This window comes from Rubidibacter lacunae KORDI 51-2, assembly GCF_000473895.1.
Classification (GTDB): Bacteria; Cyanobacteriota; Cyanobacteriia; order Cyanobacteriales; family Rubidibacteraceae; genus Rubidibacter; species Rubidibacter lacunae.
The window spans coordinates 158621-183408 of record NZ_ASSJ01000070.1 but is presented as its reverse complement, the minus strand read 5'-3'; the positions used below and the strand labels follow the sequence as shown (position 1 = coordinate 183408).

Here is a 24788-nt window from a genome sequence, read left to right as displayed (position 1 = left end):
TGCTTTACCCAGAATAAAGCCTCCTCGAGCGAAACCGCGCTATGATTCCCGCTCCCATCTGTATCGTCCTCGGTACGCGCCCGGAAGCAATCAAACTCGCACCTGCGATCGCGCGTTGCCGCCGCAGCTCCGTACTAGATACCCAAGTGGTTTTGACCGGCCAGCATAAGGAAATGGTCGCGCAGGTGATGGATTTATTTGAGTTGCAAGCTGATTGCGACTTAGAAATCATGCGCGATCGTCAGACGCTCACGGGAATCACCTGCCGCAGCCTGCAGGGGCTGGAGCGCTTGTGGCAAACATCTAAACCGCCGCGCTTGGTGGTGGTACAAGGTGACACGACGACGGCATTTGCTGCAGCACTTGCGGCGTTTTACCAGAACATTCCGGTCGGACACGTGGAAGCTGGTTTGCGCTCGAATGACTTGCTCAACCCCTATCCTGAGGAAGCCAACCGCCGGTTGATCGCGCAGATCGCACAGCTACACTTTGCACCCACTCCAGCTGCAGTGGAAAACTTGCAGCGGGCGGCCGTGACGGGGGCGGTTCACCTCACGGGCAATACGGTAATCGATGCCTTGTTAGCAACCGCAATGCGGCAGCCAAGTTGCCACATTGATGGGCTGGACTGGGAGCACTATCGCGTCTTGCTGGCAACCGTTCACCGCCGAGAAAATTGGGGCGAACCGCTGCAAGCGATTCTGTCCGGCTTCCAAACGATTCTCAACAAGTTTCCCGATACGGCGTTGTTGCTGCCGATGCATCGCAACCCCATTGTGCGGGAGCCGATCCGCGCGACACTGGAGCGCCATCCACGCGCGTTCCTTACCGAGCCGTTAGATTACGCACAGCTCGTCGGCGCAATTCAGCGCTGTTCGCTGCTGATCACGGATTCGGGTGGGTTGCAAGAAGAAGCACCGAGTTTGGGTAAACCCGTGCTGGTACTCCGCGAGACAACCGAGCGCCCTGAGGCAATTGCAGCCGGTACGGCACGGCTCGTGGGCACCGATACGGCAAGCGTGGTTGCAGCAGCGAGCGAACTACTGGCCAATGCCGAGACCTATCGGGCAATGGCGACAGCGGTCAACCCATTTGGCGATGGTCGGGCGGCGGAACGCATCGTCGCCCTAATCGAGCGCTATCTTGGCGTCAGCGCTGCAACCATTCCGGAGTATTCACTGGCGGAGAAACTCACTTGAGGCGTACTCCGAACAATGAGGTTTGGTGACTCCGGCAAGCGCGTGTATCCCGATCGCGTGGATGAGCCCCCTGTCGTCTCCCACTGTCGAGTTTCTATCCTTGGCGTTGTGTGCCTTTATGTTGCGTGTATGTTGCGTGTAAAGATACTGTGCTCGGTTCGCTAATGTCTAGTGGTAAAGCGAACGTGCCGTTGCGGCAACCACCTGTTCGTAGCGCGCGCCAATTTGCTGCCAGGTGAACTCTTTGGTAATTAACAAGCGGGCATTTGCGGTTAATCTGGCCTGCAGATTAACATCTTGCAATAAGCGACCGATGGCGTAAACGAACTCTTCGTGACGTTCGGCACGCATCGCTGCTAGGGGCACGCCCGGACCGTCTACCGGCAGTCCTTCTAGGGCACGATCGCTGCCAACAACCGGGATACCGGCCGCCATTGCTTCTAGCACTGACTGCTCGATTCCAAACCCAAACGGCAGCGGCTGTACGCTAACTGTTGCGCGTTGGAGGGCGCTGCGTGCGTCCGAGGTAGCTGTGAGGATAATACCCGGTTGGCGTGCCCAGTCGCCGACGAAATCGCCGACGCGATCGCCGATCAACTCCAGGACTGCATGGGGATAGCGGCGACGAATCTCGGGGAATATACTCGTACACAAACTGCGAGCGGCCTCGATAACTGTAATGCGTTCGAAGGCACCATGAAAGACCAGACGGGCTCGCTCGCGTTCGAGCTCGGGCGCAGGAAATCGATGTAGGTCGATACCGTCAGGAACAACGGCAATCCTTGCGTTCTGATTGAGTGCCTTGAGCTGCTGGCGATCTTCTGGTGTTGTCGCAACAACGGCAGAGAACTTCTCGCAATATCGCTGCTCGTAGCGTCGCAGCAGCGGAAGATCGAGGCGATCGCGAAGGGTTTTACGCTCCTGCGCGATCGCCTCGAGATATTGCCGACACGTCCCATACAAAGACCCGCGGACGTTGAGTATCGTCCGCAAACGCTGCTGCCAGTCCAGACGCACATAAACCTCGTCGGCAGTATGTTCGCATGTCAGCACGTCAAAGGTCTCTGACCCCACGGCGTTGTCGATCCATGCTTGCATTTGAGGTGAGTAGTGCCATCGTACTTGGGGTGGCGTGCCGCTTTTGAGATAGCTCCCCAAGCGTTTGGCGCGTTCGATAACACTCCTGCTGGGAATGGCAGTGGTCGTTTGTGGGAAGACAATTAAGTCGCAGACCCACTCGCGTAGAGCTTGCAAGCGATCGTCAGTGACATCCGGCGAGCGACGCGTCACGAGTGTTATCTCGTGACGTTCGCTTAAATAGCGAATTAGATTGAACGCACGCGCGCTTATTCCACCGCCATGATGGGGCGGGTAAGGCAATGGAGACGAAATCGCTAAAATTTTCATATTTTCTTAAATTTTGGTTGGGATTGTGCAATCCCTTGCAGCCGATATTATCCCGATTTCTTGCCCGTTATTGGCATGCATCTCAGGCGAGCGTTTCGAAACATTAACATCCACGCATTGGAATGATGAGATCTTCCTAGTCGATAGGAATTGATTTGCTGATTGTTGCGGCGATCGCGCGTGCGACTGCAATTGCAATTGCAACCCGACCTAGTGCAATGGCTTCAAGATCTTCAAGCAGAAACTGTTTGCAGTTTGCTGAAGTTCGTTGATGCTTGAAGATGCTGCTGTCCAGGTAATAGTTTCCGCTCCCGGCTTTGGGCTGGTAGACCGATGGAACGAGACCGACCTTGCAACCGCAGCGATCTCGCTGAACTGGCGTCGGGGTGCCGACGGCTTGTCGCTACAATTGCTGGGTGATCTTTGGGTCCGCCCCGATTCCCGACCAGCATTCGCCTATGACTTCTTTGCTCGCTCAGTTGCGCGATCGCGTCGCCCTGGCTCTCGCGGCAGCTTTCGGTGACGAATTTGCCGACACCGACCCGCTCGTTGCGCCGACGAACAATCCTCAATTCGGCGATTATCAGGCAAATGTAGCCATGTCGCTGGCCAAGCCTCTCAAACAGAAGCCGCGCGACATCGCCCAGCAAATTGTCGATCGCCTTGAGGTCGACGATCTCTGTACGCCACCCGCGATCGCCGGACCGGGGTTCATCAACCTGACCCTGCGGCCTGAGTTTCTATCCGAGCAACTGCAGGCATGTCAGGGCGATCCGCGCCTCGGGATCGAGCCGGTCAAACGACTACAACGGATCGTTGTCGACTTTTCTAGTCCCAACATTGCAAAGGAAATGCACGTCGGTCACCTGCGGTCGACCATCATCGGCGACTGCCTTGCCCGCGTGCTGGAGTGGCGCGGTCACGACGTACTGCGGCTCAATCACGTCGGCGACTGGGGCACGCAGTTTGGTATGTTGATCGCCTATCTGCGCGAAGCCTATCCCGAGGCGTTGCGGACGGCGAATGCGCTGGCGCTGGGCGATCTAGTAACGCTTTACCGGCAAGCAAAAAAGCGCTTCGACGAGGACGACACCTTCCGCGAGACGGCGCGCACCGAAGTCGTCACCCTGCAATCTGGTGCGGAAGATAGCTTGCGCGCTTGGCAGCTGCTGTGCGAGCAATCGCGCATTGCGTTTCAGCTCGTTTACGACTTACTGGATGTGAGCTTGAACGAGCGCGGAGAATCGTTCTACAACCCCATGCTGCCGGATGTGGTGCGGGATCTCGATCGGTTGGGGTTGTTGAAAACAGACCGCGGCGCTCAGGTTGTTTTCCTCGAGGGCTTTACGAACAAAGAGGGCGATCCCCTGCCGCTGATCGTGAAGAAGTCTGATGGTGGCTACAATTACGCCACAACCGACCTAGCAGCACTGTGCTTCCGCATCCAGCGGGACGGGGCAGATCGCATCATCTACGTGACTGATGCCGGTCAAGCCAACCACTTCGCACAGGTATTCCAGGTGGCGCGTCGAGCCGGATGGCTGCCGGCAACGGTGGGCGTCGTCCACGTCCCGTTCGGGTTGGTATGCGGTCCGGACGGTAAGAAGCTGAAAACTCGTTCCGGAGATACCGTGCGCTTGCAGGATTTGCTCGACGAGGCGATCGCTCGCGCGCGTCAGGATCTCGACCGGCGTTTGCAGGCAGAGGAGCGCGACGAAAGCGAGGGGTTCCGCAACGCGGTCGCGCGCGCGGTCGGGATCGGCGCCGTCAAGTACGCCGATCTCAGCCAAAATCGCACCAGCGATTACATCTTCAGCTACGACAAAATGCTGGCGCTTCAGGGCAACACGGCACCGTACTTGCTCTATGCCTATGTGCGCGTCCAAGGTATCAGTCGCAAAGGTGGCATCGACTTTACCCAACTCGCAGACAGCGCCGCGATCGCCTTGACGGAAGCAACGGAGCTTATCTTAGCCAAGCACTTGCTGCAGCTCGATACCGCAATCGCGGCTGTGGAGGAAGAGCTGCTGCCAAATCGCCTGTGCCAGTATCTCTTCGAGCTGAGTCAGAAGTTCAACCAATTCTACGACCGCTGCCCAATTCTGCAAGCTGCCGAACCGGCACGTACGTCTCGCCTTGCCCTTGCCGATCTCACTGCACGTACGCTGAAGCTCGGGTTATCCCTGTTGGGGATTTCGGTCTTGGAGCGGATGTAGGGTCACTTGTGCGAGATGGGCACAAAGCAATGTGAGTTATGCAGAACTCCTGACTAGCGCCAGTTGCCTGAGTGCCTCTGTGAAAATGCCTCAGTCAATGAAAGTGCGTCTGTCAATATGTGTTCAAACGCATAGAGATTTCTTTACCACGACCGAATTTAGGTTGCAACGATCGAGAGTGCTTGAACTTAAACCAATATGAACAATGCCCACGACAGTTGAGGCAAGCAATCCAGAGGAGTAAGGATTCCCGATCTGCCATCTCTCACAGCTCTTTCTAAGGTTGGTATAAAACGACCATAGATTGTGCACCTCGGAAAATTGCTGGATTGTGATTTAACGTCGACTAAATTGCCCGTGCTGCAGTGCCGGACTTCGGTCTTGAGCGAATTTTTAGAGGTGCCTTATTGCATTGGTTTTTGTCTAATACCAAACCGGGCAATAACCTTCTTATTAACCAGATCGCTTTAACCAGATCGCTGAACCCTTCAGTCCCAACTTGGGGGAGTTAAGTTGGGCGAGCGATCGCCCTCATTTACCAAACGTCCTGATGTCGTCATGTCGCCTTGATATGTCGCGACATGCTCCGCCGGGCGGGAGCGTGAAGCAAGCACGGAGACGATCGTGCGGGTAGACAAGCTAGTGCTCGTAAATATCCTCGTCGTCGAGACCTGGACGCGGCATCGGGCGGAGCTGGCGCTTGCCGAGTTGGCGCAACCAAACGCCACCAATCGCTGCCGCTAATAACGATACCCAGCCCGTGAGCGGTTGCAGCAGCAAGAACCCGCCAATCGCGAGCATGGATCCGAACAGCAACAAAATTGCTGCGAGGACGCGCAGGGCTTCTTGTCGCAGATCTTGAAGTGGCTCCAGACCGGTGCGATCGCGTTGCCGCTGCCAACCGAGGGCGCTCGGGCGCACGCGAGCGTAGAAAGCATCGAGCGTGTCATCGGATTCCGGGGGTGTCAGAAGCATGACCGCAATCCAAATGACGGCGGTTGCCCCGGAAATAAACAGCAGGCGCGCACCAAAACTCGGGAAGATATCGATTAGGTCTGGATTGACGCTCGTCGCCAACCCGATCGCGAAACCGGCAACCATCGCTGCTAGCTCGGCAGCAGCATTGATACGCCACCAGAACCAGCGCAGGATCAAGACGAGCCCTGGACCCGTGCCGATCGCAATTACAAGTCGGAACACGGTAGCGACATCGCTGGCGAAGAAGGCGGCGATCGCGCCGAGGGCCGTTACCAACACCGATGCCGCGCGCCCAACATTTACTAGCTCGTTCTGCGATGCTGCCGGTCGCAAAAAGCGTCGATACAGGTCATTGGTGAGATACGACGCACCCCAGTTGATCGAGGTGGACACCGTGCTCATAAACGCGGCCACCAGCGATGCCACGACGACGCCTAGCAACCCCGGCGGCAGGAAATCCAACATCAGTTTCGGATAGCCCAACTCGCGGTCTTCTAGGTTCGGGTACACGACGACGGCCACCAACGCCACGACGACCCACGGCCAGGTGCGGACGATGTAGTGCAGGATGTTGAAACACCAGCTCGCCCGTTCGGCAGCCGCTTCGTCTTTGGCAGCAGCCAGGCGCTGCACGAATTCGCCGCCGCCATCGCTACGCCGGAACGACCACCACTGCACGAACAGATAGGCTGCGAAGGTGGTTGCTGGAATACCGGCGGCGTCGCTCCAGGTCCATCCGAGGAAACCGCCATCACCGCGGGTTAGCGGTACGAAGCTCAGCAGGTCGCGATCGCCAATTGCTTGTAAGGCAGGAATCAGCTCGTGCATCCCGCCGACGGAGTTAACGGACACGATCGCCACGACAATCGCGCCGAACAGCGCTAGCACGAACTGGAACAAATCCGTTGCTACGACCCCCCATAAGCCCGAAAAGCCTGAATATGCCAGCACCAAAACGCTGACGCCGATCGCGCTCAGGAGCTTCAAGTCATCGCCATCAATTCCGACGCTTTGCCATAGCTCTAGCGCATCGATGACTTTGACCATCGCCAGCATGGCGTAACCAATCGCGATGCAGTTGATCGGTACGGCAAACAAGAAGGCTTTGGTCGCACGCAATACTGCCGCCATTCGCCCGCCATAGCGGATCTCGGTCAGTTCGGCGTCGGTGACGATTTCCGCTCGCCGCCACAGGCGGGAGAATACGTAAATTAGCACCACGTGTGCGATGCCAAAATTCCACCATTCCCAGTTGCCGACGATACCGCGCGTTCCAACCACGCCAGCAATATAGAGCGGCGTGTCGATTGAAAAGGTGGTGGCGGCCATGCTGGTGCCGGCCAGCCACCAGGGCAAATTGCGTCCCGAAACGAAGAAATCCACCAGGCTTCCGGAGCCGCGCCGCGCTAACAACAATCCGATCGCCATTGCCAGGACCAGGTACAGCAGCACGATCGCCCAATCAATCCCTTGCATATTGCGTGTCGCTCGCGTCAGTTATCGGTCGAAGATCGGTCGGTTAATGGTCGGTCTTCACTCTTCCGTCGAGTAGAAGCGGACCTCGGTTCCACCAGCAGCAAGACCGACAATCGGGCTGGGGGATGCGGAACATCCTGACGATATGGCTCGCGCGTTGGGGAATCCGCAAGGGTAGGTGCAAGTAAGTCGCACCAGACCAGACCCGGAACGAGGTCGACCAGCTAGCTTGCCAGCCCAATAGCGATCGCTGGGGGTCCGATATCCTAGCGAATAACCACAGCGTTCGGAGCACGGTCCTGTGAATGCACCGATCTTCCACCTGGCAATTCCTGTTGGCGACATCCCCACCGCTAAAGCGTTCTACAATGAGGGTCTTGGCTGTGCAGTCGGTCGCGAGAGCGATCGTGCAGCCATCTTCAATTTCTACGGTCATCAACTCGTCGCCCACGTGACGCACGAGCCGAGCGCGCCGCAGAAGGGCGTTTACCCGCGTCATTTCGGGATGGTGCTGCCCGACGAATCAGCCTGGGAAGCAATATGGCAGCGGGCCACTGAAAAACAGCTCGGGTGCCACCAAGTCCCCAAGCACCGCTTCCCCGGCGAGGTAACCGAACACCGCACGTTTTTCCTGGCAGACCCATTCCACAATCTGCTGGAGTTTAAGGTCTACCGCCACGACGAGGCGATCTTCGGCTGCCGGGAGCTAGTGGCGATCGGCGATCGCTAACGGGTTCCTCGCTATGACGTCAGCGCTGCGGCGACAGCTGCACAGCAGCGACGGTCGGTCAGCATACACGGGTGGAGTGCAACCGGCAATCGCGTGCTGGTGACTCCCGGCAGGACCGAACTCCAGGCTGGCAGAATCATCAAGTCGAATGGCGTCCAAAATACCGTCGTTTCCACCTGCTTCAGCCAGGCAAGATCGCCATTGAGGTCTTTCAGGAACTGGCTCTGGGGACGCATCTGCTGGCAACCGGGCAAGTGCGTTAAGTAAGCTAACCACGTGCCGCGATTAGGGGCGGAAATACTGATAAAGCGCCGCACGCGTCGGCTGCCGCCCAAGCGCTGTAAGTAATAACGACCGATCAATCCGCCCATACTAAAGCCAACGAGGTCGAACGGACCCGCTGGCAAGCGAGTGGCGCGATCGGCAACCTGTTGGGCTAATACTTCCAACCTTGCTGCACCGTTATTGGGCGTTAGGTCGAGAGCATGAGTAGAGCAGCCGCGATCGCGTAAGTATGCCGCCATACGCCAGAAAACGCCGGCCGTGTCATTAATTCCGTGCACGAGTAAGACGGGTGGGCTCTCGGACATAGATACTCGGGCTTAGATAAAAATCCCGGTCGGCTGGAGCCTAAAGTTCCAGTTCTCCAGCTCGGGCGACCGCTAGACGCGCAAGAATGCCAAGCCGTCGCCCGGTGGAATCGATAACGACCAGCGGATCCCAATCCAGCTGGCACGGGCTAGGGGTTACTCCTCGACCAGAGTATCTTCGACGGGAGTATCTTCGATCGGAGTATCGGAGCTCGATGCTTCGAACATCTGCAGATATAGGAACCCAGCTACGATCGCACCGGCAATGGGTGCAACCCAGAACAACCACAGTTGCGACAGCGGTACTAAATTCCCGGAGAATGCCACCATGAGTGCCGGACCAAAGCTGCGCGCCGGATTCACCGACGTGTTTGTGACTGGGATGCTGATGAGGTGAATCAACGTCAGCATCATCCCAATCGCTGCCGGAGCCAATGCTACAGGAGCGCGGCGATCGGTAGCGCCCAAAATCGCAACCAAGAAGAAGAAGGTCAAGACAATCTCACTCACCGCTCCAGCCAGTAGCGAATAGCCGCCCGGCGAGCCAGCTTCACCAAAGCCGTTCGAAGCAAGCGCGTTAGCACTGCTGAGGTCGATACCGCTGACGCTGCCACTGGCAATGACGAGCACGATTAGCGCTCCAATGCTCGCCCCGATAACCTGCGCGAATATGTAGGGAAGCAACTCGCTGCCGGGGAATCGCTTGCACGCCCATAATCCGAAGGAAACCGCCGGATTGAGGTGGCACCCCGAGATGTGACCGATCGCGTAAGCCATCGTCATCACCGTTAAGCCGAAAGCAAGGGCAACGCCGAGAAAGCCAATTCCTACTGGATTGGTAGCGTCACCGGACGGGAACGAGGCCGCAAGCACAGCACTACCGCACCCGCCTAACACCAACCAAAGCGTGCCGATCAGCTCGGCAAGACAACGCGTCTTCAATGTCATCACTAACCCTCTCCTATCAAACTTTATTTGTTACTGCGATCCGGACATGAACTCGAAGTTCGGGATCGCTCTAAACGCATGCAAATCGATGTTAGGAAGTCGTTTGTTGCTGACATCAATTTGCCCGGAAGCACGATTCGGAAGCGATAGAGCAACCTGCAGCCGCCAATGCGACCGCATCGATAAGGTAGGGGTTTAGTGCTGTTTCATCGCCGCCAAGAGTACATTCCTGACAACTGCAAAGGATTTGGCTAAAACCGACCTTCAGCAATCATCAAAAGACTCCTGCAGTTCGTGCAAACCGAAGGTAGCCTGAAACTTTCGACAATTTATTGACAACAGTCCTTTGGGCTTGCCGTACAACTTGTCAGCACAATCTCAAGTTTGGCGGCTGCATGCAACGAGTGGGAAGTCCTTAAGAGTGTTTTAATAACCGAGTTTCTGTTCGAGCCATTGCTAGCGGGCAGTTGCTCCACCGACACGAGTCGCTCGCAGAACTGTGGTGTCAAACCAGCACTAAGTGCGGCTCGCGTTCGCCAAACATTGGCGGCGATTGTGCGGAACTTCCCGAGCAATACCGAGTTATTTGCGGCCGCTGCTGTTTTGGAATCTCGCCACCAGCCCTGCCTGGCGGACAAACCGTGCGTTTAAACTACGCTAAGTGGCGTGCAGAGCAGCGCTTGACCGCACACAGAGCTGCCAGTCGTCACTCAACTCATCCTCCCTACTATTCTGGGTTCATAATGCGTCAATTCCTCAGACAAACCTTCGCCAGTGCCCTCGGCACGGTCATCGGCTTTGCGCTCTTCTTGGGACTGAGTTTTGGCGGTTTACTCGTTCTTGCGATGGCCGTTGCCTCTCGCGATAGTGGTCCGCGCGTTGCCGCTAAGTCCGTGCTCCTCCTCGATCTGAACCTACCCATCAGCGACACGAGGCCGGTTTTGAGCTTGGGCGGTGCCCTAGACAGCGATCGGCAGCGAGCGCTGGCGCTCCGGCAGGTCGTCGGTGCTATCGAGCGAGCATCTGAGGACGACCGCATCGTAGCCATCTTGCTCGACGGCAGTCAGGGCAGCAGCACTACCGGTTATGCAACCCTGAGCGAAGTGCGCGCAGCGCTGGAAGCATTTCGCGCGGGGGGCAAGCAAGTTTTCGCCTACGACATCGATTGGAGCGAGCGCGAGTACTACCTCAGCTCGCTTGCCGATCGCATCGTTTTGCACCCACTCGGCTCGCTCACCATGGATGGATTGAGTTCTGAGCCAGTTTTTTTTGCGGGCTTGCTGGAAAAGCTCGGTGTGGGCATTCAAGTCGTCCGTGTAGGTAAATTCAAATCTGCCGTCGAACCATTTATCCGCCAAGACTTGAGTCCGGAAAACCGCGCGCAGCTTGTCGCACTTTTAGACGATCTCTGGGGCGAGTTTTTGACAACGGTCGGAACCAGTCGCAAACTCGAACCAAGCGTCCTTCAAGCTCTCACCGATACGCAGGCAATTTTGCTGCCAGAAACGGCTTTAGGGGCCGGCTTGGTCGATGAAGTTGATTACCCCGATCGCCTGGAAGCCGAACTCCGCGATCTAACCGACAGTCCGGATGGCGAACTGCCCCTCATACCCATTGGGACCTACGCCGATTCCAGCAGCACCGAAATCGCGATTGGCTCCTCGCAAAAGATTGCGGTTGTCTACGCCGAAGGCAGTATCGTTAGCGGGAATGGAACCCTCGATTCAGTTGGCGGCGAACGCTTTGCTAAGGTGTTTCGCAAATTGCGCTACGACGATGACATCCGCGCGATTGTTTTACGTGTCAATAGCCCTGGCGGTAGCGCGACGGCATCTGAGATCATTCGTCGCGAAGTCGCCCTCGCCCGCGAAAACGTGCCCGTTATCGTTTCGATGGGGAACGTCGCTGCTTCCGGCGGGTATTGGATTGCAACGGGGGGTGCGCACATTTTTGCCGAACCGAATACGATTACCGGCTCGATCGGCGTCTTCGGGCTCTCGCCCAACGTGCAAGAGCTAGCCAACGACAATGGAATCACCTGGGGCAGTGTGAGTACGGGGGAGCTGGCTGAAAGTGCGACGATTTCCCGCCCGAAAACCGAGCGAGAGCTAGCAGTCCTCCAAATGCTTGCCGATCGCATCTATGACGAGTTTTTGACCGTTGTGGCTGAAGCCCGCTCGATGCCGCGCGATCGCGTTGCCGAAGTTGCCGAAGGACGCATTTGGTCTGGAAGCGAAGCTCGCAACATCGGACTCGTCGATAGCATCGGCGGACTCGATGCAGCGATCGCCTACGCGGCAGAACAAGCCGATCTGGAAGATAACTGGGACGTCGTAGAGTATCCGCGCCGCACAACCTTCGAGGAACGTTTACTACAGCGCCTGGCCGCCCACACGACTCCCCTCAAGCTCAGCACTTCGGCAGGTCCTCTAGGATCGGAGTGGGAACACCTGCAGGGACTCGTAACGGAATTTCAGCAGCTTAACGACCCACGAGGAATCTATGCTCGCCTGCCGTTTGACTTGAGCGTCGATTAATTAATTTTGACTCGGACTCGTTCGCGCGCATAACACATGCATGCACCCAGACAAATATTTCCGGGCTCGGCTATCGGCAATCATGCCATGCAGTTCTAGCAGCCCATCAGCAATTCAGTACATTACTCCCGAGAACAGTCGAAACGGACTGGTTTGGTGGACCGGCCCGCGACAGATCGGATTTCCTTGAAGATCCACGACTAAGCACTGACGATCGCCTTCGTCAGTTAATACGTGCAGGGCAAATCCTTGCTCCGTTTCTGCGTAGCCGAGGTATTCGGCGGAAGGGACGAGCAGATTGGCAAGCTGGTGTAAGCGAGAGTGAACAATGTACTGATACCAATTCCTCAAAGTCCTGACGCGGATAGCTGGTCGATGAGCCAACGCCACACGGTACTGAGGCGATGAGGTCCCGTCCCGCCAGCTGCAGGGCTTCCTGAGCTTCTCTCGTAGTTCCTCCAAGTGGCTGCAGTTCAGCCACTTCAGTCCGCTCTTTAGCCATTCCCAGCACAGCTCCATTGGATTCTCCTGGGGACTGTAAGCCGGCTGAAACATCAATATTACGTTCTCCGGCACTTGCAGCTCTCCCGCTCGGTGCGCTCTCGCTCCATCGACCTGCATCACGTGCAGGTCCCGCGGATAAGCCGCTGCAAACTCCTTCAGAAAATCATAAGACCTGCTTCTATTGGGAAAACCTAGAAGATTTTTGGCGAGAGCCATCTTATGCGTAGCGTTGTTCGACCAGAGTGGACAATGCCTCGCAATAGATCCCTAGCACCCAACTTGGATCTTGCGCCGCTAGTGCTCCAGAAGCTCGGAAGGGTCAAATCGTCCCGCTGGCTCGGGTGTTTCGAACCCAACCGGTGCCGTCCACCAGGCGATCGCGAAGACCTGGGTAGGCTCGTTGACCTGGCGCGCGAATTCGACACGGATGGCATAGCGACCAGATTGTGGAACCGGACAGAAGATGTGCTCGACGCTATCGGTCGGACTGGCAGAAGCACAGGCAATGGCGCGATCGCCAGTCCCGGCAATCGACTCCAGATAAACGTTGAGGTCGTTCAAGCCGCGATCTCGGAACGTCTCGCCTATGTCGTAGCGGTCGTCGCCATCGCGATCTTGCAGCTCCACCAAGCGGTCCCAGGCAATCGTGATGGCAGCAAAGCTTCCGGCCGGTAGTGGCTGCGCGAGTTTATAGAACCGCGCGGTTCTGACCTCGATCTCGCGATAATCCCAGCCACGCGGCGGCACGAGTGCATCTGGTGACCACTGACCGGCTGCAAATTGTTGGTAGGCGCGGAAGGCATCGAGTTGGCCGGTCCCAAGTTGGAGGTCCAGCGGGATTTCCGGGTCGCTGGCGGCATCGGAGTCGAGCCAGGTGTCGCCGGTTTTGGTCATCACCGTGCGCTCCATGCCCAACAAGTTGCCATCTCCTGGATCGCGGACCTTCTCGGCGGAGTTGAGCAACACGGCTTTCATCACCTCGTGCTGGCGCGAAGCATCGCTCCAAGGTGGCAGTTGCGGGTCCGGGTAAGTCCCGCGCAACTGGTGTAACACGCGATCGCCGTATTCCTGAAGCAGAGCCACGGTGGCGGTTAAGTGCGGCGCGGCGAAGCTCGTCCCGCTCGCGCGGGTGACGTCGCCGTCTAGGTCGAGCAGCTCGATTTGGCTGCCCGGCGCGACCAGCGAAATCGAACGGCGCGGACCGAAATTGATTTCGCGCCGGATCAACCGCCGTCCGATGCCTTCAGGTCGGGCGCTGAGATTGGCGAAATCCACTTTGGCGAATTCGCCATTGCGCCGTGCCGTATAAGCGATGCTGATGCCGTTGTAGTTATCGGTGGGAATCTGAATGCCGCCGCGGCCTTGGTTGCCCGCGATTGAATACAGCGTATCGTGGACGCGTGCCGACCAATCTACACATTGGGTCAGCAACGCGTTACCATCCAGCCGCGCGTTCTCGCGCGGGTCCCGCGCCAGCGCATCGCCGAAGCTGAAATTGATTGCCCGGACGTCATTACCATTTTGCTCGGCAACGTGCTGCGTAGTCAGGCATTCTTCCGGTTGCCCCGCTCCTTGCAGTGACCCGAGGGCTGCCGAGAACAGATGCGCGCCCGGAGCCACGCCCCGCAGACGCTTGTCCTGGCTGACCATCACCATTGCTACCAACTGCGCGTGGGCATCGAGGTGCTCGTTCGCAACCGCCGGGCGATCTCGATAGAACGCGCCTACCACGTTGAGAAATGTGCCGTACCACGTGCCTTTATCCAAACCGACTGCCTGCGGCCGGCCGACTTCGACTTGTCCGATGGCGATCTTCCGCCCGGTTAGGTTGTAAGGCTGAGCATGTAGCTGCCGCGCGCCGATACCGCGATCGCCGACTGAATCCTCTAAAGCAACTGCTGCCTCTCCCATGGCCAGTTCGCCTATCGCGAGCGCTGCAAGCGTTCCAACTGCCGTGGCAAGGGCGGGCCGCCATCGCTGCTTTCGGGGCGCTCGAGCTGGCATTTTGCCTGCAGTTGCCGGCCGGACCGAAACGTAGAAGAATGTGAATACTTTGTTAATATCGTTACCTGATGCGGGCCGGATAAGTTTAGTAACCAGGCTTCGAGCCAAATTATCAACCATGACAGAGAAGCAAGTCGTCATTGCCCCTTCTATCCTATCGGCAGATTTCAGCCGCTTGGGGGAAGAAATCAAAGCTGTCGATGCCGCCGGTGCCGATTGGATTCACGTGGACGTGATGGACGGTCGTTTCGTCCCGAATATAACCATCGGGCCGCTGATCGTCCAAGCAATTCGTCCCCTGACCCGCAAGCCACTGGACGTACACTTGATGATTGTAGAGCCGGAGAAATACGTAGAAGATTTTGCTGCCGCGGGTGCTGACATCATCTCCGTTCACGCCGAGCACAACGCGTCCCCGCACCTGCATCGCACGTTGGGTTCGATCCGCGACCTTGGCAAGCAAGCCGGCGTCGTGCTCAACCCGTCCACACCGTTAGAGATGATCGAGTACGTTCTCGAACTCTGCGACCTCGTATTGCTCATGAGCGTCAACCCCGGCTTTGGCGGTCAGAAGTTCATTCCGGAAATCCTGCCCAAAATCCAGAAACTGCGCGCTATGTGTGAGGAGCGCGGTCTCGACCCGTGGATCGAAGTCGATGGGGGACTGAAACCGAATAATACCTGGCAGGTGCTCGAAGCTGGGGCTAACGCGGTCGTGGCTGGCTCGGCTGTCTTCAAAGCAGACGATTACTCAGCGGCAATCGCGGACATCCGCTGCAGCAAGCGTCCTCAGCCAGAGCTTGCGGCGGTATAAGTCTGAGGTTGACGCCCGCGACCCGATTCGAGTTCGTTTCGAGCGGGTCGCCAACCAAGCGTTTCGTCGTGTTGGCACAGCGCGAGCGTTCGAGGGTTCACTGGCAGCAGCATGTGCTTTGCAAGTCATGGGGGCTAAATTGACTCGGAGGAGTCGTGCAGCATGGCGAGCCCGCAAGTGAGCACACGGTTGCATCCGGCTCGATTGCCGCTCGAGCGTACCCTCTTTGCCCTCATCAATTGACCTGGTACGTTACCTCTTGAACCTGACCCGGGTTACCTAGGGGTTCTGGATCGTTCTTGTTAAAAGCAACCACCACTCCGCCAGCATTGCCTGTCCTCACTGTCAGCTGCTCCTCAGCCGTCCACGTGCGCTCCTCACCAGTTGTCATGATGCCTTCATAGGTTGTCTCGCCATCGGCAACAATTCTCAACCAAGCATCTTGTTTGATTGCAATGGCAACGGTGACTGAGTGACCGGGGGCGTTAGCTACTTCGACCTGCGGCTTGGATACCGATGCAGTCGAGGGGTCTTCGGGAGTACGCGCGATGACATCACCAGGAACGGGCAGCGGCAGACGCGTCGGTTGTGCAGTTCTCTGTATGAAATAACGCAAACCGCTAACGCTCGCAATAACTAAGGCGATGTAAAGAGCATAGAGATGCAGCGGCCGCAGTTGCGCGGCTGGAAGCTGTCGCCACGAAGAGCGCACGGCCTGACTCCCAAACGTATCGGTGGGAAAATGCCGCGACAGCTCTGCACCGTTCAGACCGACAGCATCACCAAACTGCTTGATCAAAGCGCGCACGTAAACGGGCTCCGGCAAATGATTGCGATCGCCGGACTCGATCGCATCTAGCAAACGAGATTGAATGCGAGTTTGAGCGGCGATTTCATTGATTGTGAGACCTTTTGCTTCCCGTTCCTGACGCACGCGCGCGCCGATTTCGCAGAGCGCGATCGCTTGCTCCTGACGCAGGTCTGTCTTGCTGTTTCTCATAAGCTGGATCCCCTGGTGGATGCGGCGTTCGTGCGGCATTTAGATCGACGCAGCAGCGCAGCCAACGTAATTCACGATCGCTGAGCGGGCGATAGCACCCGCGCGACAAGGGCGTTTGTCCTGGAGCATTGAGGGCGATTGTACCAATCGCAATGCGCTCCAGCGTGCGAACCTCATGTCTCAATTGCTCGGCCACCCGACGGATCTGGCGGTTGCGCCCCTCGGTCAAGACAATCTCTAGTAAGGTCTGACGCTCGCACGAGCGAACTACCGCCACGCGTGCAGGCAGCGTCAGCCGACCATCGAGAAGAACTCCCTGCCGCCATTTTTTTAACACAGAATCGGACGGTTTGCCGCAGACCCAAACCCGATACGTTTTCGGTAGGTGATATCGCGGATGGGTCAGTCGCAGCGTCAGCTCGCCATCATTCGTCAGGAGTATTGCGCCGCTGGAATCTGCATCGAGTCGTCCGACTGGATGCAGGCCCCAACCATTACGGAGATCGGTCGGGAGTAAATTTAGGACGGATTGCCGCCCGTAGGGATCGCGACAGGTAGACACGACGCCAACCGGCTTGTTGAGCAACAGGTAACGGAGTGCAGGGCGGGTGTCGGGAGTTAGGAGTTCCCCATCTACTGTCAAGCGATCGCGGGCAGGGTCGGCTTTGTCACCTAATTGAGCGCGGCGACCGTCAATCGTCACGCGACCGTTGCGGATCATGGTTTCTGCCTGTCGCCGGGAGGCTATGCCCCATTGAGAAAGTAGCTTCTGGATGCGTTCTTGCGTCACGGATTGCTTGTAAGGTGCCGAACGGCGATTGCCTGTCTTGCATTCCTAGTTCGATCTTAAGGCAGGTCGCTCGCTGCCAAAATGTTATCGATAAATGACCTGAAGCAAGTCGTTCCTCGATCCTTCCGCAGAAGTTTTGTAAGGAACTCGACATACTGCGCGATCGCCCTCTGGTTTTGCATCGAGGACGGCATCGTTGAGAAATCGCACCGGTCTCGAGTGTCGTGCAGATCGGGTTTTAAACGCTACTAAGCCGATCGGTCGTACAAGCTCAAGAGACTGCAAGGCATTCGGTAACGTAGAAGACGATCTACACAGACTATCTCGATCGACACCAGGCTTCTGCGTGCTTAGCAAAATATATTGACTGGGGTGGAACTTCGGGATTGTTTGTGCGGTCAAGAAAGCCAGCAGCAGCCAAGTGTCGCGGTACCTGAAGGCGCGATCTTAAGGCGATCCCGTTCGTTGCTAGCCTCTATGAATTCGTCCTATCCTGCCGACAGCAGTTTGACGGCAGGGATTGTATTGTTCTGCCTCCCTCGCAAGTGGGACGCAACTTAAACTCCTCTTAACATTTGCCGGATAGTGTTATCTACGACTAACCGTGTAGGTTCAAGTGTTAGGAGAGCGAATCGTGGCAAACGTGCAGAAATCCAAATTCAACCGCGTTACTCAGGCAGGTGCTTTGGCACTGGCGGCGGCAAGTGTGGGCATTGTTGTTCCTGCAGTCCGTTCCCAGTCAGGTCTGGTACAAATTGACGGCTCCAGCACGGTTTTCCCCATCGCCGAAGCCGTAGCAGAAGAATTCCAAGCAGCGAATCCCGGAATGCGCGTGACCGTAGGTGTGTCTGGCAGCGGCGGCGGCTTCAAGAAGTTCTGCCGCGGCGAGACCGACATCTCGAACGCATCGCGTCCGATTAAAGAGTCCGAGATCGAAACCTGCAAAGCAGCAGGCATTGAGTTCGTCGAGTTGGAAGTTGCTTACGACGCCCTGACGGTCGTGATCAATCCGAACAACAGCTGGGCAGAAACCATGACCACCGACGATCTGAAGAAGATCTGGGAGCCGGATGCGCAGGGCACGATCGACAACTGGAGCCAAGTACGTTCCTCCTGGCCCGACGCACCTCTCACGCTGTTCGGTCCCGGTGCTGATTCCGGTACGTTCGATTATTTCACCGACGTGATTGTGGGCGAAGAAGGGGCCAGCCGCGGCGATTACACCGCTAGCGAAGATGACAACGTCCTCGTGTTGGGTGTTGAGGGCGATCGGAACGCTCTCGGCTACTTCGGTTACGCCTATTACGTCGAGAACCAAGGTCGTCTCAAGGCTGTCAAGATCGACAGCGGCAACGGTCCGGTTTCGCCCTCTGCTGCAACGGTTGAAAACGGCACCTACACCCCACTGTCCCGTCCGCTGTTCGTTTACGTCCGCACGGATGCTTACGCAGAGAAGCCGCAGGTCCAAGCTTATGTGGACTACTTGATGACTGAAGGCTCACCTCTGGTGTCCGAGGTCGGTTACGTACCTCTGTCCCCGAGCCAGTATGCACAGCAACTTGCACAGCTTCAATAAGTCCTGTCGCAATCGGGTTGCTTTAGCCCGAGTTTGATATCTCGTATAGGCGGTAGGTTCTAAAAGCAACCTGCCGCCTTTTTTAAAATGCGATCGGGATCTTCGATATGGCTACGCAGTTGCTCTGAAGCGAATTTTAAGGTAATCCGCTTCCATCTTTGCCCCAGCTGGTTGCATGGCGGCAAGGGACTGAGGGAGCACGAGGTTGCGACGGTGATTGCCGATACGGATGTTCAGTTCGTCGCCGGTTTTGTTGAGCTGGACTTTGTCTTTTGCAATCCCTGGTAAGTAGAGCTCCAGATTGTAGCCGTCGGAGTTTTGCTTTACGCGGATCGTATCTTCCTTGTAATACACCTGCGATGGGTCCTCATCGCCATAGAGCGTTTCCTTCAAGCGCTCCAGAGCGGAAAGACCGCACATTTCTTCCGAGTAGAGCGGCACTTCCTTCACCGGGAGCGGATGGAAGTTGGAATGAATCTCCTGGCGGTAGATGTGCTGGTGCTCTTTCCACCGCTTGAAGAATGGATCGGTCACTTCGTCGGGGATGATGCGGTTGGCAATGACCAGATCGGTCGCGACGTTATAAAGGCTCAGGTAGGCATGAGCGCGTGCTGATTCTTTGATGACCATTTTTTCGGGGTTGGTCACTAGCCGGACGGAGGTTTGCATGTTATCCGTCAAGACTTTTTCCAGGGCTTCGATCTGTTGGTAAAACTCGTAAGGCGCGTTCATGACCTCCGTAGTTGGGAGTGAGAACCCCGCAATCGGTCGGAAGATTGGCTCGACGATCGGACGTAAAGCGGCTGACATGCCTTGAAACGGTTTGTAGAACCGCCGTATATACCACCCCCCAACCTCCGGAATACTCAGCAAGCGCAAGGCGGTTCCGGTCGGTGCCGAATCGACGATCAGCACGTCAAACTCGCCCTCGTCGTAGTGGCGTTTGACGCGAACCAAACCAAAAATCTCGTCCATTCCCGGTAATACGGCAAGCTCTTCTGCTTGAACACCATCTAGACCCCGGGCTTGCAAGACATCGGTGATATAACGCTTGACTGCACCCCAGTTGTCTTCGAGTTCGACCAGCGCATCAAGTTCGGCACCCCACAGATTCTCGCGGACCGAGCGCGGTTCGTGCCCGAGCTCGAGGTCAAAGCTATCGGCAAGAGAGTGGGCGGGGTCGGTGCTGAGGACAAGGGTCTTGTAGCCGAGTTCGGCGCAGCGCAGTCCGGTCGCTGCAGCGACGGAGGTTTTGCCAACTCCACCTTTACCGGTCATGAGGATTACGCGCATGGGGCAGCCTGTAAAAAAACTTAAAAATCTTTACGCCATCTCATTGTTGCAATTCCCACCGCCCGGCGGTGGGAATTGCCGCCGAGATACACCGACGGAAAGAGACCTAGACTAAGAGCTGAAATGCTGGCGCAAAACGTTGAGGCGCGAGCAATGCCAATAGTCAATATGGGAGATAACGAGACCGTCGCAAACTTGCAACTCGCTGCGGCCGGCGATAGCTATGCGCGGTTGCCATGGAAGCGGCGTTGTCCAGTTGAGGGTCCAGTCTGTGTAGATCGTGTCGCCGTGTTGGTAGATGGCGTGGAGGTCCATGCGCACCTCGCGAAACCAGCGCTGGATGAAGCCGATGGTCTGCCGAAAGCGATCGCGCCCGCGAAACTCGCTGAGGGGATCGCGGAAATACACGTCCTCGGCGTAGATCTCAAAGCTTTGATCGGACGGGAAGCGCTGGTAATCGGCGCGTAAGATGTCGATCAGGTTGGAGCGATCGCCTAATTGAATCACAGGTCGTAGTTGCAATCTGTCCTGAGCCGAAACGGGATCGCAGGTCGCTAGAGCGATCGCAGAGTGTTGGGGGTTGGATGCAACCTGGAAAATTCGCTGCAAGCATCGGTGTGCGATTGCTCCAGAGCGATTCCCAACAGAAACGCGCGATCGCTCCGCGTTCGGGCGGTATTACCGTTCGGTTTAGCGCTTGGCGAGCTTCTTCGACAACTTCCGCAGGCGCACTGACACGGGGGTGATTTCTACGAGTTCGTCAGCTTGGATGTACTCCAGCGCTCGCTCCAGGTTCATGTCAACGGGTGTTTGCAACTGCACGAGTTCGTCGCCAGTAGCCGATCGCATGTTCGTGAGTTGCTTGGTCTTGCAAACGTTCAGCTCTAGATCCTGCGGGCGGTTGTTCTCGCCGACGATCATGCCCCGGTACACCTTCGTGCCGGGCGTGATGAAGAACGACCCGCGATCCTCGGCATTCTTGAGGGCGTAGAACGTAGCCGTACCTTCCTCGAAGGCAATCAGCACGCCGTTGCGCCGCGTACCGATGTCGCTGACCATCGGGCGGTAGTCCAAGAAACTGTGGCTCATGATGCCTTCGCCGCGCGTCAGGCGCAGGAACTCGCTGCGGAAACCGATTAGCCCGCGGGCCGGAATGGTGAAATCCAGTTGCGATCGCCCGCCACCGGCCATCTGCATGTTCTGCATTTCACCCTTACGCTCGCCCAAGCGCTCGATGCATCCGCCGACAGCATCTTCAGGTACGTCCAACACCAAGTACTCGAAGGGCTCGTAAGGCTTACCGTTGACTTCGCGGAAGATCACTTGCGGCTGCGAAACTTGGAACTCATAGCCTTCGCGGCGCATGTTTTCGATCAGAATGCCGAGGTGTAGTTCGCCGCGGCCGGCAACGGCGAATTTGTCCGGCGTGTCGCCGTCCTCCACGCGCAATGCCACGTTGGTTTCCAATTCGCGGTAGAGGCGATCGCGCAGCTGCCGGGAGGTCACGAAGCGACCTTCTTGTCCGGCAAAAGGTGCGTCGTTGACTGAGAATGTCATCTGCAGCGTCGGCTCGTCGACGGCAATCAACGGCAACGGCTGCGGGTCGTCGGCAGCGGAGATCGTTTCCCCGATGTTGGCGTCGGCAAAGCCCGCGACGGCGACAATGTTTCCGGCTGCGGCTTCCTCGATTTCGATGCGCTGGAGTCCTTCGAACCCGAGCAGTTTCGTGACCTTGGATTTGACGACGTCGCCGGTGTCTTTGACCAGTGCCACTTGTTCGCCCGCGTGGATGACACCGTTGTGAACGCGACCGATAACGATACGCCCGAGGTACTCGGAGTAATCAAGGGTTGTCACTTGCAGCTGCAGCGGTTTATCGGCATCGCCCGCTGGCGGTGGGACGTGGCGCAAGATCGACTCGAACAAGGGCTGCATGTCCTTACCCTCATCATCGAGGTCGGCAATCGCGCAGCCCTGTAATCCCGAGGCGAACAGATAGGGGAAGTCGCACTGGTCGTCGTCGGCACCGAGTTCGATAAATAAGTCCAGCACTTTGTCGATCGCGCCGTAGGGGTCGGCTTGGGGGCGATCGATTTTGTTCACGACGACGATCGGACGCAATCCTTTTTCAAGAGCTTTGCGCAATACGAAGCGAGTTTGCGGCATCGGCCCTTCGTTAGCATCGACAATGAGCACGCAGCCGTCGACCATACCGAGCACGCGCTCGACCTCGCCGCCAAAGTCCGCGTGACCGGGCGTGTCAATGATATTAATGAGCGTGTCTTTATAACGAACGGCGGTGTTTTTAGACAGAATCGTGATGCCGCGTTCGCGCTCGAGGTCGTTCGAGTCCATAACGCAGGTAGGAACTTCTTCCCCCTCGCGAAAAATCCCAGACTGTCTCAGCAAGGCATCCACGAGGGTGGTTTTACCGTGGTCGACGTGGGCGATGATGGCAACGTTGCGGATCGCAGCTGTCATGAAGTTGACCTCGAGACACAAATCTTTATTAAGACTTCACAATTCTATCCGATCGGGCGCGCTCTCGATCTGGTATGCGCAGTTCTTGGGTGGTTGGGTATCTCCCGTCCCGTGTTGCCTGGGGAAGCAGGGATACAGGAGGAGTCTGTTAGCCTGAGAGGTGCGATCGCGTCGATAGAGACGTCTTTCTGCATCGATTGATGATGAGAATGCAGGGGCAGAGCGCGTCATGCGCCCGTCGGGAACGGACAAGGGATTCAATATCGAGGTGGCATGAAGGTTACTTTTCGCGAAGTCAATCCGTTTGACTTGTGGATTTGGCTGGAGTTTGCAACAGTGCCGTCAATTGTGGAACGGCAATATGTCGAGGAGTTATTCGACTCGTGGTTTTATGTCGGCAAGCTCGGTGGGTTCAATGCAGAAAACTTTCAGGTTATGGAAGCAGGTGTCGATCTAAGTTACATGGACTATGATACGGACCAAAGCGAGCAGGCATTGATGGCTCCGATGCATAACTCGAGCGAGTTCGAGTACCGCGGAACCTGGGGACGCTGTTGGTTCGATCTGGGCACGAGCGACCCGGTTGCCTTGGATGTATTGATTAACGCGTTAATGCAACTCGGCAGAGACTATTTGCAAATCGAGCAGGCGATCGTCGGTGGCGTTAATGAAGACTGGCCGGTTGAGAGTAAGGCCGAGGCGCGTTTCTACGACGACAACGAGAACATCCAGAATTAGACACGCTAAAAGTCGCTCGCCCAATTGTTTTTTGACCGCACCGATAGCCGCACTGTCTTAACTTGCTTTTCTGTCGAGCTCACTCGCACCTACCTTGCACGACTCCAAACGCATCCGCGTCTTAGCGCTGGGATTGATCCGCGATCGCGATCGTCTGTTTCTATCACAAGGGTTCGATCCGGTCGAACAGCGAACGTTCTATCGGGCGATGGGCGGCGGCGTGGACTTCGGCGAACACAGCCGCGATGCCCTCCAGCGGGAGTTCCGTGAAGAGATCGGTGCCGAGCTCGAAGACATACATTACCTCGGCTGCTTGGAAAGCATTTTCACGTACAACGGCAAAACCGGACACGAGATCGCCCAGCTTTATCGTTGCCGGTTTATCGATCTCGATTTCTACGAGCGGGAGCAGATCCCGTTTTTAGAAGGCAAGCGATCGAAGCTGGCGTTGTGGGTTGATATCGAAGAATGTCTTGCGGGCAAGCTAACAGTCGTCCCTCCAGCCTTCCTGGATTACCTCTGAACGCTGCTGGCATTGATGCGGGGAAAGCGATCGCCCGATCTTCTCCGTCACGTTTGTTCGAGTATTTTCCTAATGAATGGTTTTGGGGTTGCTCGAAAGCCTCATAACTCATTGCAACAAGCTTGCGTCCCGACTGCAATCGTGTCAAAGACGAAAATCATTTACAGGTGGGTAGGACAACAGACGATTGAGTTTGATGAGCTGGGACGTATACTGACTTTTGGCTAGCCTGCAAAAAAGCGATCCCCAGTCAGCGAAATCCTCTGGTTGAGAATGAAAACTGGACAAACCAATAATGTTGAAGTTCACAGCAATAACTTTCGACAGCGGGTCTCGAGACCGATCGAAAAGAGCATATCTTTTTTAGGAAGTCGGGAAACATATTGGTGCCATTTGCACTTCGCGCCTGGCTATTCTGCATAGATTGAAAGGCTTGAGCCCTGGCTGACTGACACATCTCCTGAAACCCCTGATATCTAAACAGGAGCTTGCATGGTTTGAGGCACTCGTGGCAGTAAGTCAGGTTAGAGCCTCCACGACTTCATGTGAACCACTACGAGCACGGGCTAATGACGCCAGGAAAAAGCGAGCATGCCCCACGTAAAAGCAAAGCGCTTGCGACAGCGTTTCCGCAAACGGCTCGAAGACGAACGTGCACTACAAACTCGCACGGGCAAGATCTTGGTTGTCTTGGCAGAGGGTTTAACTCAAACTCATTAGCGCACGCGGCTCAAAGCGGGGGGAACTCAACCCGCGTCGGTTCCGGCAACACCGGGGACGCGATCGCTGCAAGTGATTCCGGTTCGACTTGCGGCGTTGGTTGTTGTGGGGGCGATCGCTTCAGAAATATTCCCTGCGCGATCGCTAGCAGCAGACGCTCGACCATCGTTCTCGACCTCCCTAACTGGAGTCGCAACCGTAATCCAGTTCTAACCCTCACACCACATTGAGGGGAGCGATCTCGGCGCCCGTGCGGATGCGATC

Annotated in this window: 21 protein-coding genes and 1 pseudogene; 9 read left to right on the top strand and 13 right to left on the bottom strand. The window is 56.7% G+C overall.

All coding sequences use genetic code 11. The features are described 5' to 3' along the window. Nucleotides 1-41 precede the first annotated feature (41 nt). Nucleotides 42-1199 carry a non-hydrolyzing UDP-N-acetylglucosamine 2-epimerase gene (wecB, locus tag KR51_RS12565; protein ID WP_022608288.1) on the top strand — a complete coding sequence of 386 codons (1158 nt, stop codon included), beginning with the start codon at nucleotides 42-44 and terminating at the stop codon, nucleotides 1197-1199. Between the two features lie 168 nt (nucleotides 1200-1367). On the opposite strand, the gene KR51_RS12560 is transcribed toward wecB, so the two are convergent. After that, the gene (locus KR51_RS12560; protein WP_022608287.1) at nucleotides 1368-2606 is read right to left on the bottom strand and encodes a glycosyltransferase family 4 protein; all 1239 of its coding nucleotides are present in this window, start codon (nucleotides 2604-2606) and stop codon (nucleotides 1368-1370) included. 458 nt (nucleotides 2607-3064) lie between these two features. Between KR51_RS12560 and argS the strand changes: the two genes are divergently transcribed. Continuing rightward, on the top strand, nucleotides 3065-4822 hold the full coding sequence (gene argS / locus KR51_RS12555) for an arginine--tRNA ligase (protein WP_022608286.1): 1758 nt from the start codon (nucleotides 3065-3067) through the stop codon (nucleotides 4820-4822). 488 nt (nucleotides 4823-5310) lie between these two features. Here argS and KR51_RS20755 read toward each other — a convergent pair whose 3' ends face one another. After that, on the bottom strand, nucleotides 5311-5460 hold the full coding sequence (locus tag KR51_RS20755; RefSeq protein ID WP_232214608.1) for a hypothetical protein: 150 nt from the start codon (nucleotides 5458-5460) through the stop codon (nucleotides 5311-5313). A 1-nt stretch (nucleotide 5461) separates the two neighbouring features. Next, nucleotides 5462-7276, bottom strand: a complete 1815-nt coding sequence (locus KR51_RS12550) for a sodium:solute symporter family protein (RefSeq protein ID WP_022608285.1) — start codon at nucleotides 7274-7276, stop codon at nucleotides 5462-5464. A gap of 301 nt (nucleotides 7277-7577) precedes the next feature. On the opposite strand from KR51_RS12550, the gene KR51_RS12545 reads away from it, so the two are divergent. Then, nucleotides 7578-8006: a VOC family protein gene (locus KR51_RS12545; protein ID WP_022608284.1), complete on the top strand. Its 429-nt coding sequence runs from the start codon at nucleotides 7578-7580 to the stop codon at nucleotides 8004-8006. Nucleotides 8007-8017: 11 nt separating this feature from the next. Here KR51_RS12545 and KR51_RS12540 read toward each other — a convergent pair whose 3' ends face one another. After that, a complete protein-coding gene (locus KR51_RS12540) occupies nucleotides 8018-8596 on the bottom strand; it encodes an esterase/lipase family protein (protein ID WP_022608283.1) in 579 nt (192 codons plus the stop codon). Between the two features lie 156 nt (nucleotides 8597-8752). Then, a complete protein-coding gene (aqpZ, locus tag KR51_RS12535) occupies nucleotides 8753-9544 on the bottom strand; it encodes an aquaporin Z (protein ID WP_022608282.1) in 792 nt (263 codons plus the stop codon). Between the two features lie 743 nt (nucleotides 9545-10287). Here aqpZ and sppA point away from each other — a divergent pair. Further along, nucleotides 10288-12081 (top strand): signal peptide peptidase SppA, encoded by a 1794-nt coding sequence (gene sppA / locus KR51_RS12525; protein WP_022608281.1) that lies wholly within the window; start codon nucleotides 10288-10290, stop codon nucleotides 12079-12081. A 114-nt stretch (nucleotides 12082-12195) separates the two neighbouring features. Here sppA and KR51_RS17630 read toward each other — a convergent pair whose 3' ends face one another. Together KR51_RS17630 and KR51_RS12515 are read right to left on the bottom strand one after the other, a co-directional pair. Beyond that, nucleotides 12196-12801 carry a transposase gene (locus KR51_RS17630; RefSeq protein ID WP_022608280.1) on the bottom strand — a complete coding sequence of 202 codons (606 nt, stop codon included), beginning with the start codon at nucleotides 12799-12801 and terminating at the stop codon, nucleotides 12196-12198. Between the two features lie 78 nt (nucleotides 12802-12879). Next, the gene (locus KR51_RS12515) at nucleotides 12880-14496 is read right to left on the bottom strand and encodes a S8 family serine peptidase (protein ID WP_022608279.1); all 1617 of its coding nucleotides are present in this window, start codon (nucleotides 14494-14496) and stop codon (nucleotides 12880-12882) included. A 211-nt stretch (nucleotides 14497-14707) separates the two neighbouring features. Here KR51_RS12515 and rpe point away from each other — a divergent pair, with 211 nt between their 5' ends. Beyond that, the gene (gene rpe / locus KR51_RS12510) at nucleotides 14708-15403 is read left to right on the top strand and encodes a ribulose-phosphate 3-epimerase (RefSeq protein WP_022608278.1); all 696 of its coding nucleotides are present in this window, start codon (nucleotides 14708-14710) and stop codon (nucleotides 15401-15403) included. A 235-nt stretch (nucleotides 15404-15638) separates the two neighbouring features. Here the strand turns inward: rpe and KR51_RS12505 are convergent, their stop codons facing one another. Both KR51_RS12505 and KR51_RS12500 read right to left on the bottom strand, forming a co-directional pair. Beyond that, nucleotides 15639-16403, bottom strand: a complete 765-nt coding sequence (locus KR51_RS12505; RefSeq protein WP_022608277.1) for a helix-turn-helix domain-containing protein — start codon at nucleotides 16401-16403, stop codon at nucleotides 15639-15641. A gap of 55 nt (nucleotides 16404-16458) precedes the next feature. After that, a pseudogene (locus tag KR51_RS12500) lies at nucleotides 16459-17193 on the bottom strand (pseudouridine synthase); the annotation flags it as partial. Between the two features lie 634 nt (nucleotides 17194-17827). Between KR51_RS12500 and KR51_RS12495 the strand changes: the two are divergent. Continuing rightward, a complete protein-coding gene (locus KR51_RS12495) occupies nucleotides 17828-18769 on the top strand; it encodes a PstS family phosphate ABC transporter substrate-binding protein (RefSeq protein ID WP_022608276.1) in 942 nt (313 codons plus the stop codon). A 111-nt stretch (nucleotides 18770-18880) separates the two neighbouring features. On the opposite strand, the gene KR51_RS12490 is transcribed toward KR51_RS12495, so the two are convergent. From KR51_RS12490 to typA, 3 genes are all read right to left on the bottom strand, one after another. Further along, nucleotides 18881-20062, bottom strand: coding sequence for a TRC40/GET3/ArsA family transport-energizing ATPase (locus KR51_RS12490; RefSeq protein ID WP_022608275.1), 1182 nt, complete (start codon nucleotides 20060-20062; stop codon nucleotides 18881-18883). A gap of 111 nt (nucleotides 20063-20173) precedes the next feature. Next, nucleotides 20174-20569, bottom strand: coding sequence for a DUF2358 domain-containing protein (locus KR51_RS12485; protein WP_022608274.1), 396 nt, complete (start codon nucleotides 20567-20569; stop codon nucleotides 20174-20176). A gap of 183 nt (nucleotides 20570-20752) precedes the next feature. Then, nucleotides 20753-22543, bottom strand: coding sequence for a translational GTPase TypA (gene typA, locus KR51_RS12480; RefSeq protein WP_022608273.1), 1791 nt, complete (start codon nucleotides 22541-22543; stop codon nucleotides 20753-20755). Nucleotides 22544-22816: 273 nt separating this feature from the next. Here typA and KR51_RS12475 point away from each other — a divergent pair, with 273 nt between their 5' ends. The 3 genes from KR51_RS12475 to KR51_RS21005 all read left to right on the top strand — a co-directional run bounded on the left by KR51_RS12475 (nucleotide 22817) and on the right by KR51_RS21005 (nucleotide 24524). Beyond that, nucleotides 22817-23281: a DUF3531 family protein gene (locus KR51_RS12475; protein ID WP_022608272.1), complete on the top strand. Its 465-nt coding sequence runs from the start codon at nucleotides 22817-22819 to the stop codon at nucleotides 23279-23281. A gap of 94 nt (nucleotides 23282-23375) precedes the next feature. Then, on the top strand, nucleotides 23376-23804 hold the full coding sequence (locus KR51_RS12470) for an NUDIX hydrolase (RefSeq protein ID WP_022608271.1): 429 nt from the start codon (nucleotides 23376-23378) through the stop codon (nucleotides 23802-23804). A gap of 591 nt (nucleotides 23805-24395) precedes the next feature. Beyond that, on the top strand, nucleotides 24396-24524 hold the full coding sequence (locus KR51_RS21005) for a hypothetical protein (protein ID WP_022608270.1): 129 nt from the start codon (nucleotides 24396-24398) through the stop codon (nucleotides 24522-24524). Between the two features lie 10 nt (nucleotides 24525-24534). Here the strand turns inward: KR51_RS21005 and KR51_RS19795 are convergent, their stop codons facing one another. Next, nucleotides 24535-24690: a hypothetical protein gene (locus tag KR51_RS19795; protein ID WP_022608269.1), complete on the bottom strand. Its 156-nt coding sequence runs from the start codon at nucleotides 24688-24690 to the stop codon at nucleotides 24535-24537. Nucleotides 24691-24788: the final 98 nt, after the last annotated feature.

What these genes read in the sequence shown, in the direction of transcription:
- KR51_RS12475 (WP_022608272.1), top strand. Translation starts at nt 22,817, where the DNA reads ATGAAGGTTACTTTTCGCGAAGTCAATCCGTTTGACTTGTGGATTTGG.
- argS (WP_022608286.1), top strand. Translation starts at nt 3,065, where the DNA reads ATGACTTCTTTGCTCGCTCAGTTGCGCGATCGCGTCGCCCTGGCTCTC.
- rpe (WP_022608278.1), top strand. Translation starts at nt 14,708, where the DNA reads ATGACAGAGAAGCAAGTCGTCATTGCCCCTTCTATCCTATCGGCAGAT.
- KR51_RS12515 (WP_022608279.1), bottom strand. Translation starts at nt 14,496, where the DNA reads ATGGGAGAGGCAGCAGTTGCTTTAGAGGATTCAGTCGGCGATCGCGGT.
- KR51_RS12505 (WP_022608277.1), bottom strand. Translation starts at nt 16,403, where the DNA reads ATGAGAAACAGCAAGACAGACCTGCGTCAGGAGCAAGCGATCGCGCTC.
- aqpZ (WP_022608282.1), bottom strand. Translation starts at nt 9,544, where the DNA reads ATGACATTGAAGACGCGTTGTCTTGCCGAGCTGATCGGCACGCTTTGG.
- sppA (WP_022608281.1), top strand. Translation starts at nt 10,288, where the DNA reads ATGCGTCAATTCCTCAGACAAACCTTCGCCAGTGCCCTCGGCACGGTC.
- KR51_RS12560 (WP_022608287.1), bottom strand. Translation starts at nt 2,606, where the DNA reads ATGAAAATTTTAGCGATTTCGTCTCCATTGCCTTACCCGCCCCATCAT.
- KR51_RS12490 (WP_022608275.1), bottom strand. Translation starts at nt 20,062, where the DNA reads ATGCGCGTAATCCTCATGACCGGTAAAGGTGGAGTTGGCAAAACCTCC.
- typA (WP_022608273.1), bottom strand. Translation starts at nt 22,543, where the DNA reads ATGACAGCTGCGATCCGCAACGTTGCCATCATCGCCCACGTCGACCAC.
- KR51_RS12550 (WP_022608285.1), bottom strand. Translation starts at nt 7,276, where the DNA reads ATGCAAGGGATTGATTGGGCGATCGTGCTGCTGTACCTGGTCCTGGCA.
- KR51_RS12540 (WP_022608283.1), bottom strand. Translation starts at nt 8,596, where the DNA reads ATGTCCGAGAGCCCACCCGTCTTACTCGTGCACGGAATTAATGACACG.
- KR51_RS19795 (WP_022608269.1), bottom strand. Translation starts at nt 24,690, where the DNA reads ATGGTCGAGCGTCTGCTGCTAGCGATCGCGCAGGGAATATTTCTGAAG.
- KR51_RS17630 (WP_022608280.1), bottom strand. Translation starts at nt 12,801, where the DNA reads ATGGCTCTCGCCAAAAATCTTCTAGGTTTTCCCAATAGAAGCAGGTCT.
- wecB (WP_022608288.1), top strand. Translation starts at nt 42, where the DNA reads ATGATTCCCGCTCCCATCTGTATCGTCCTCGGTACGCGCCCGGAAGCA.
- KR51_RS21005 (WP_022608270.1), top strand. Translation starts at nt 24,396, where the DNA reads ATGCCCCACGTAAAAGCAAAGCGCTTGCGACAGCGTTTCCGCAAACGG.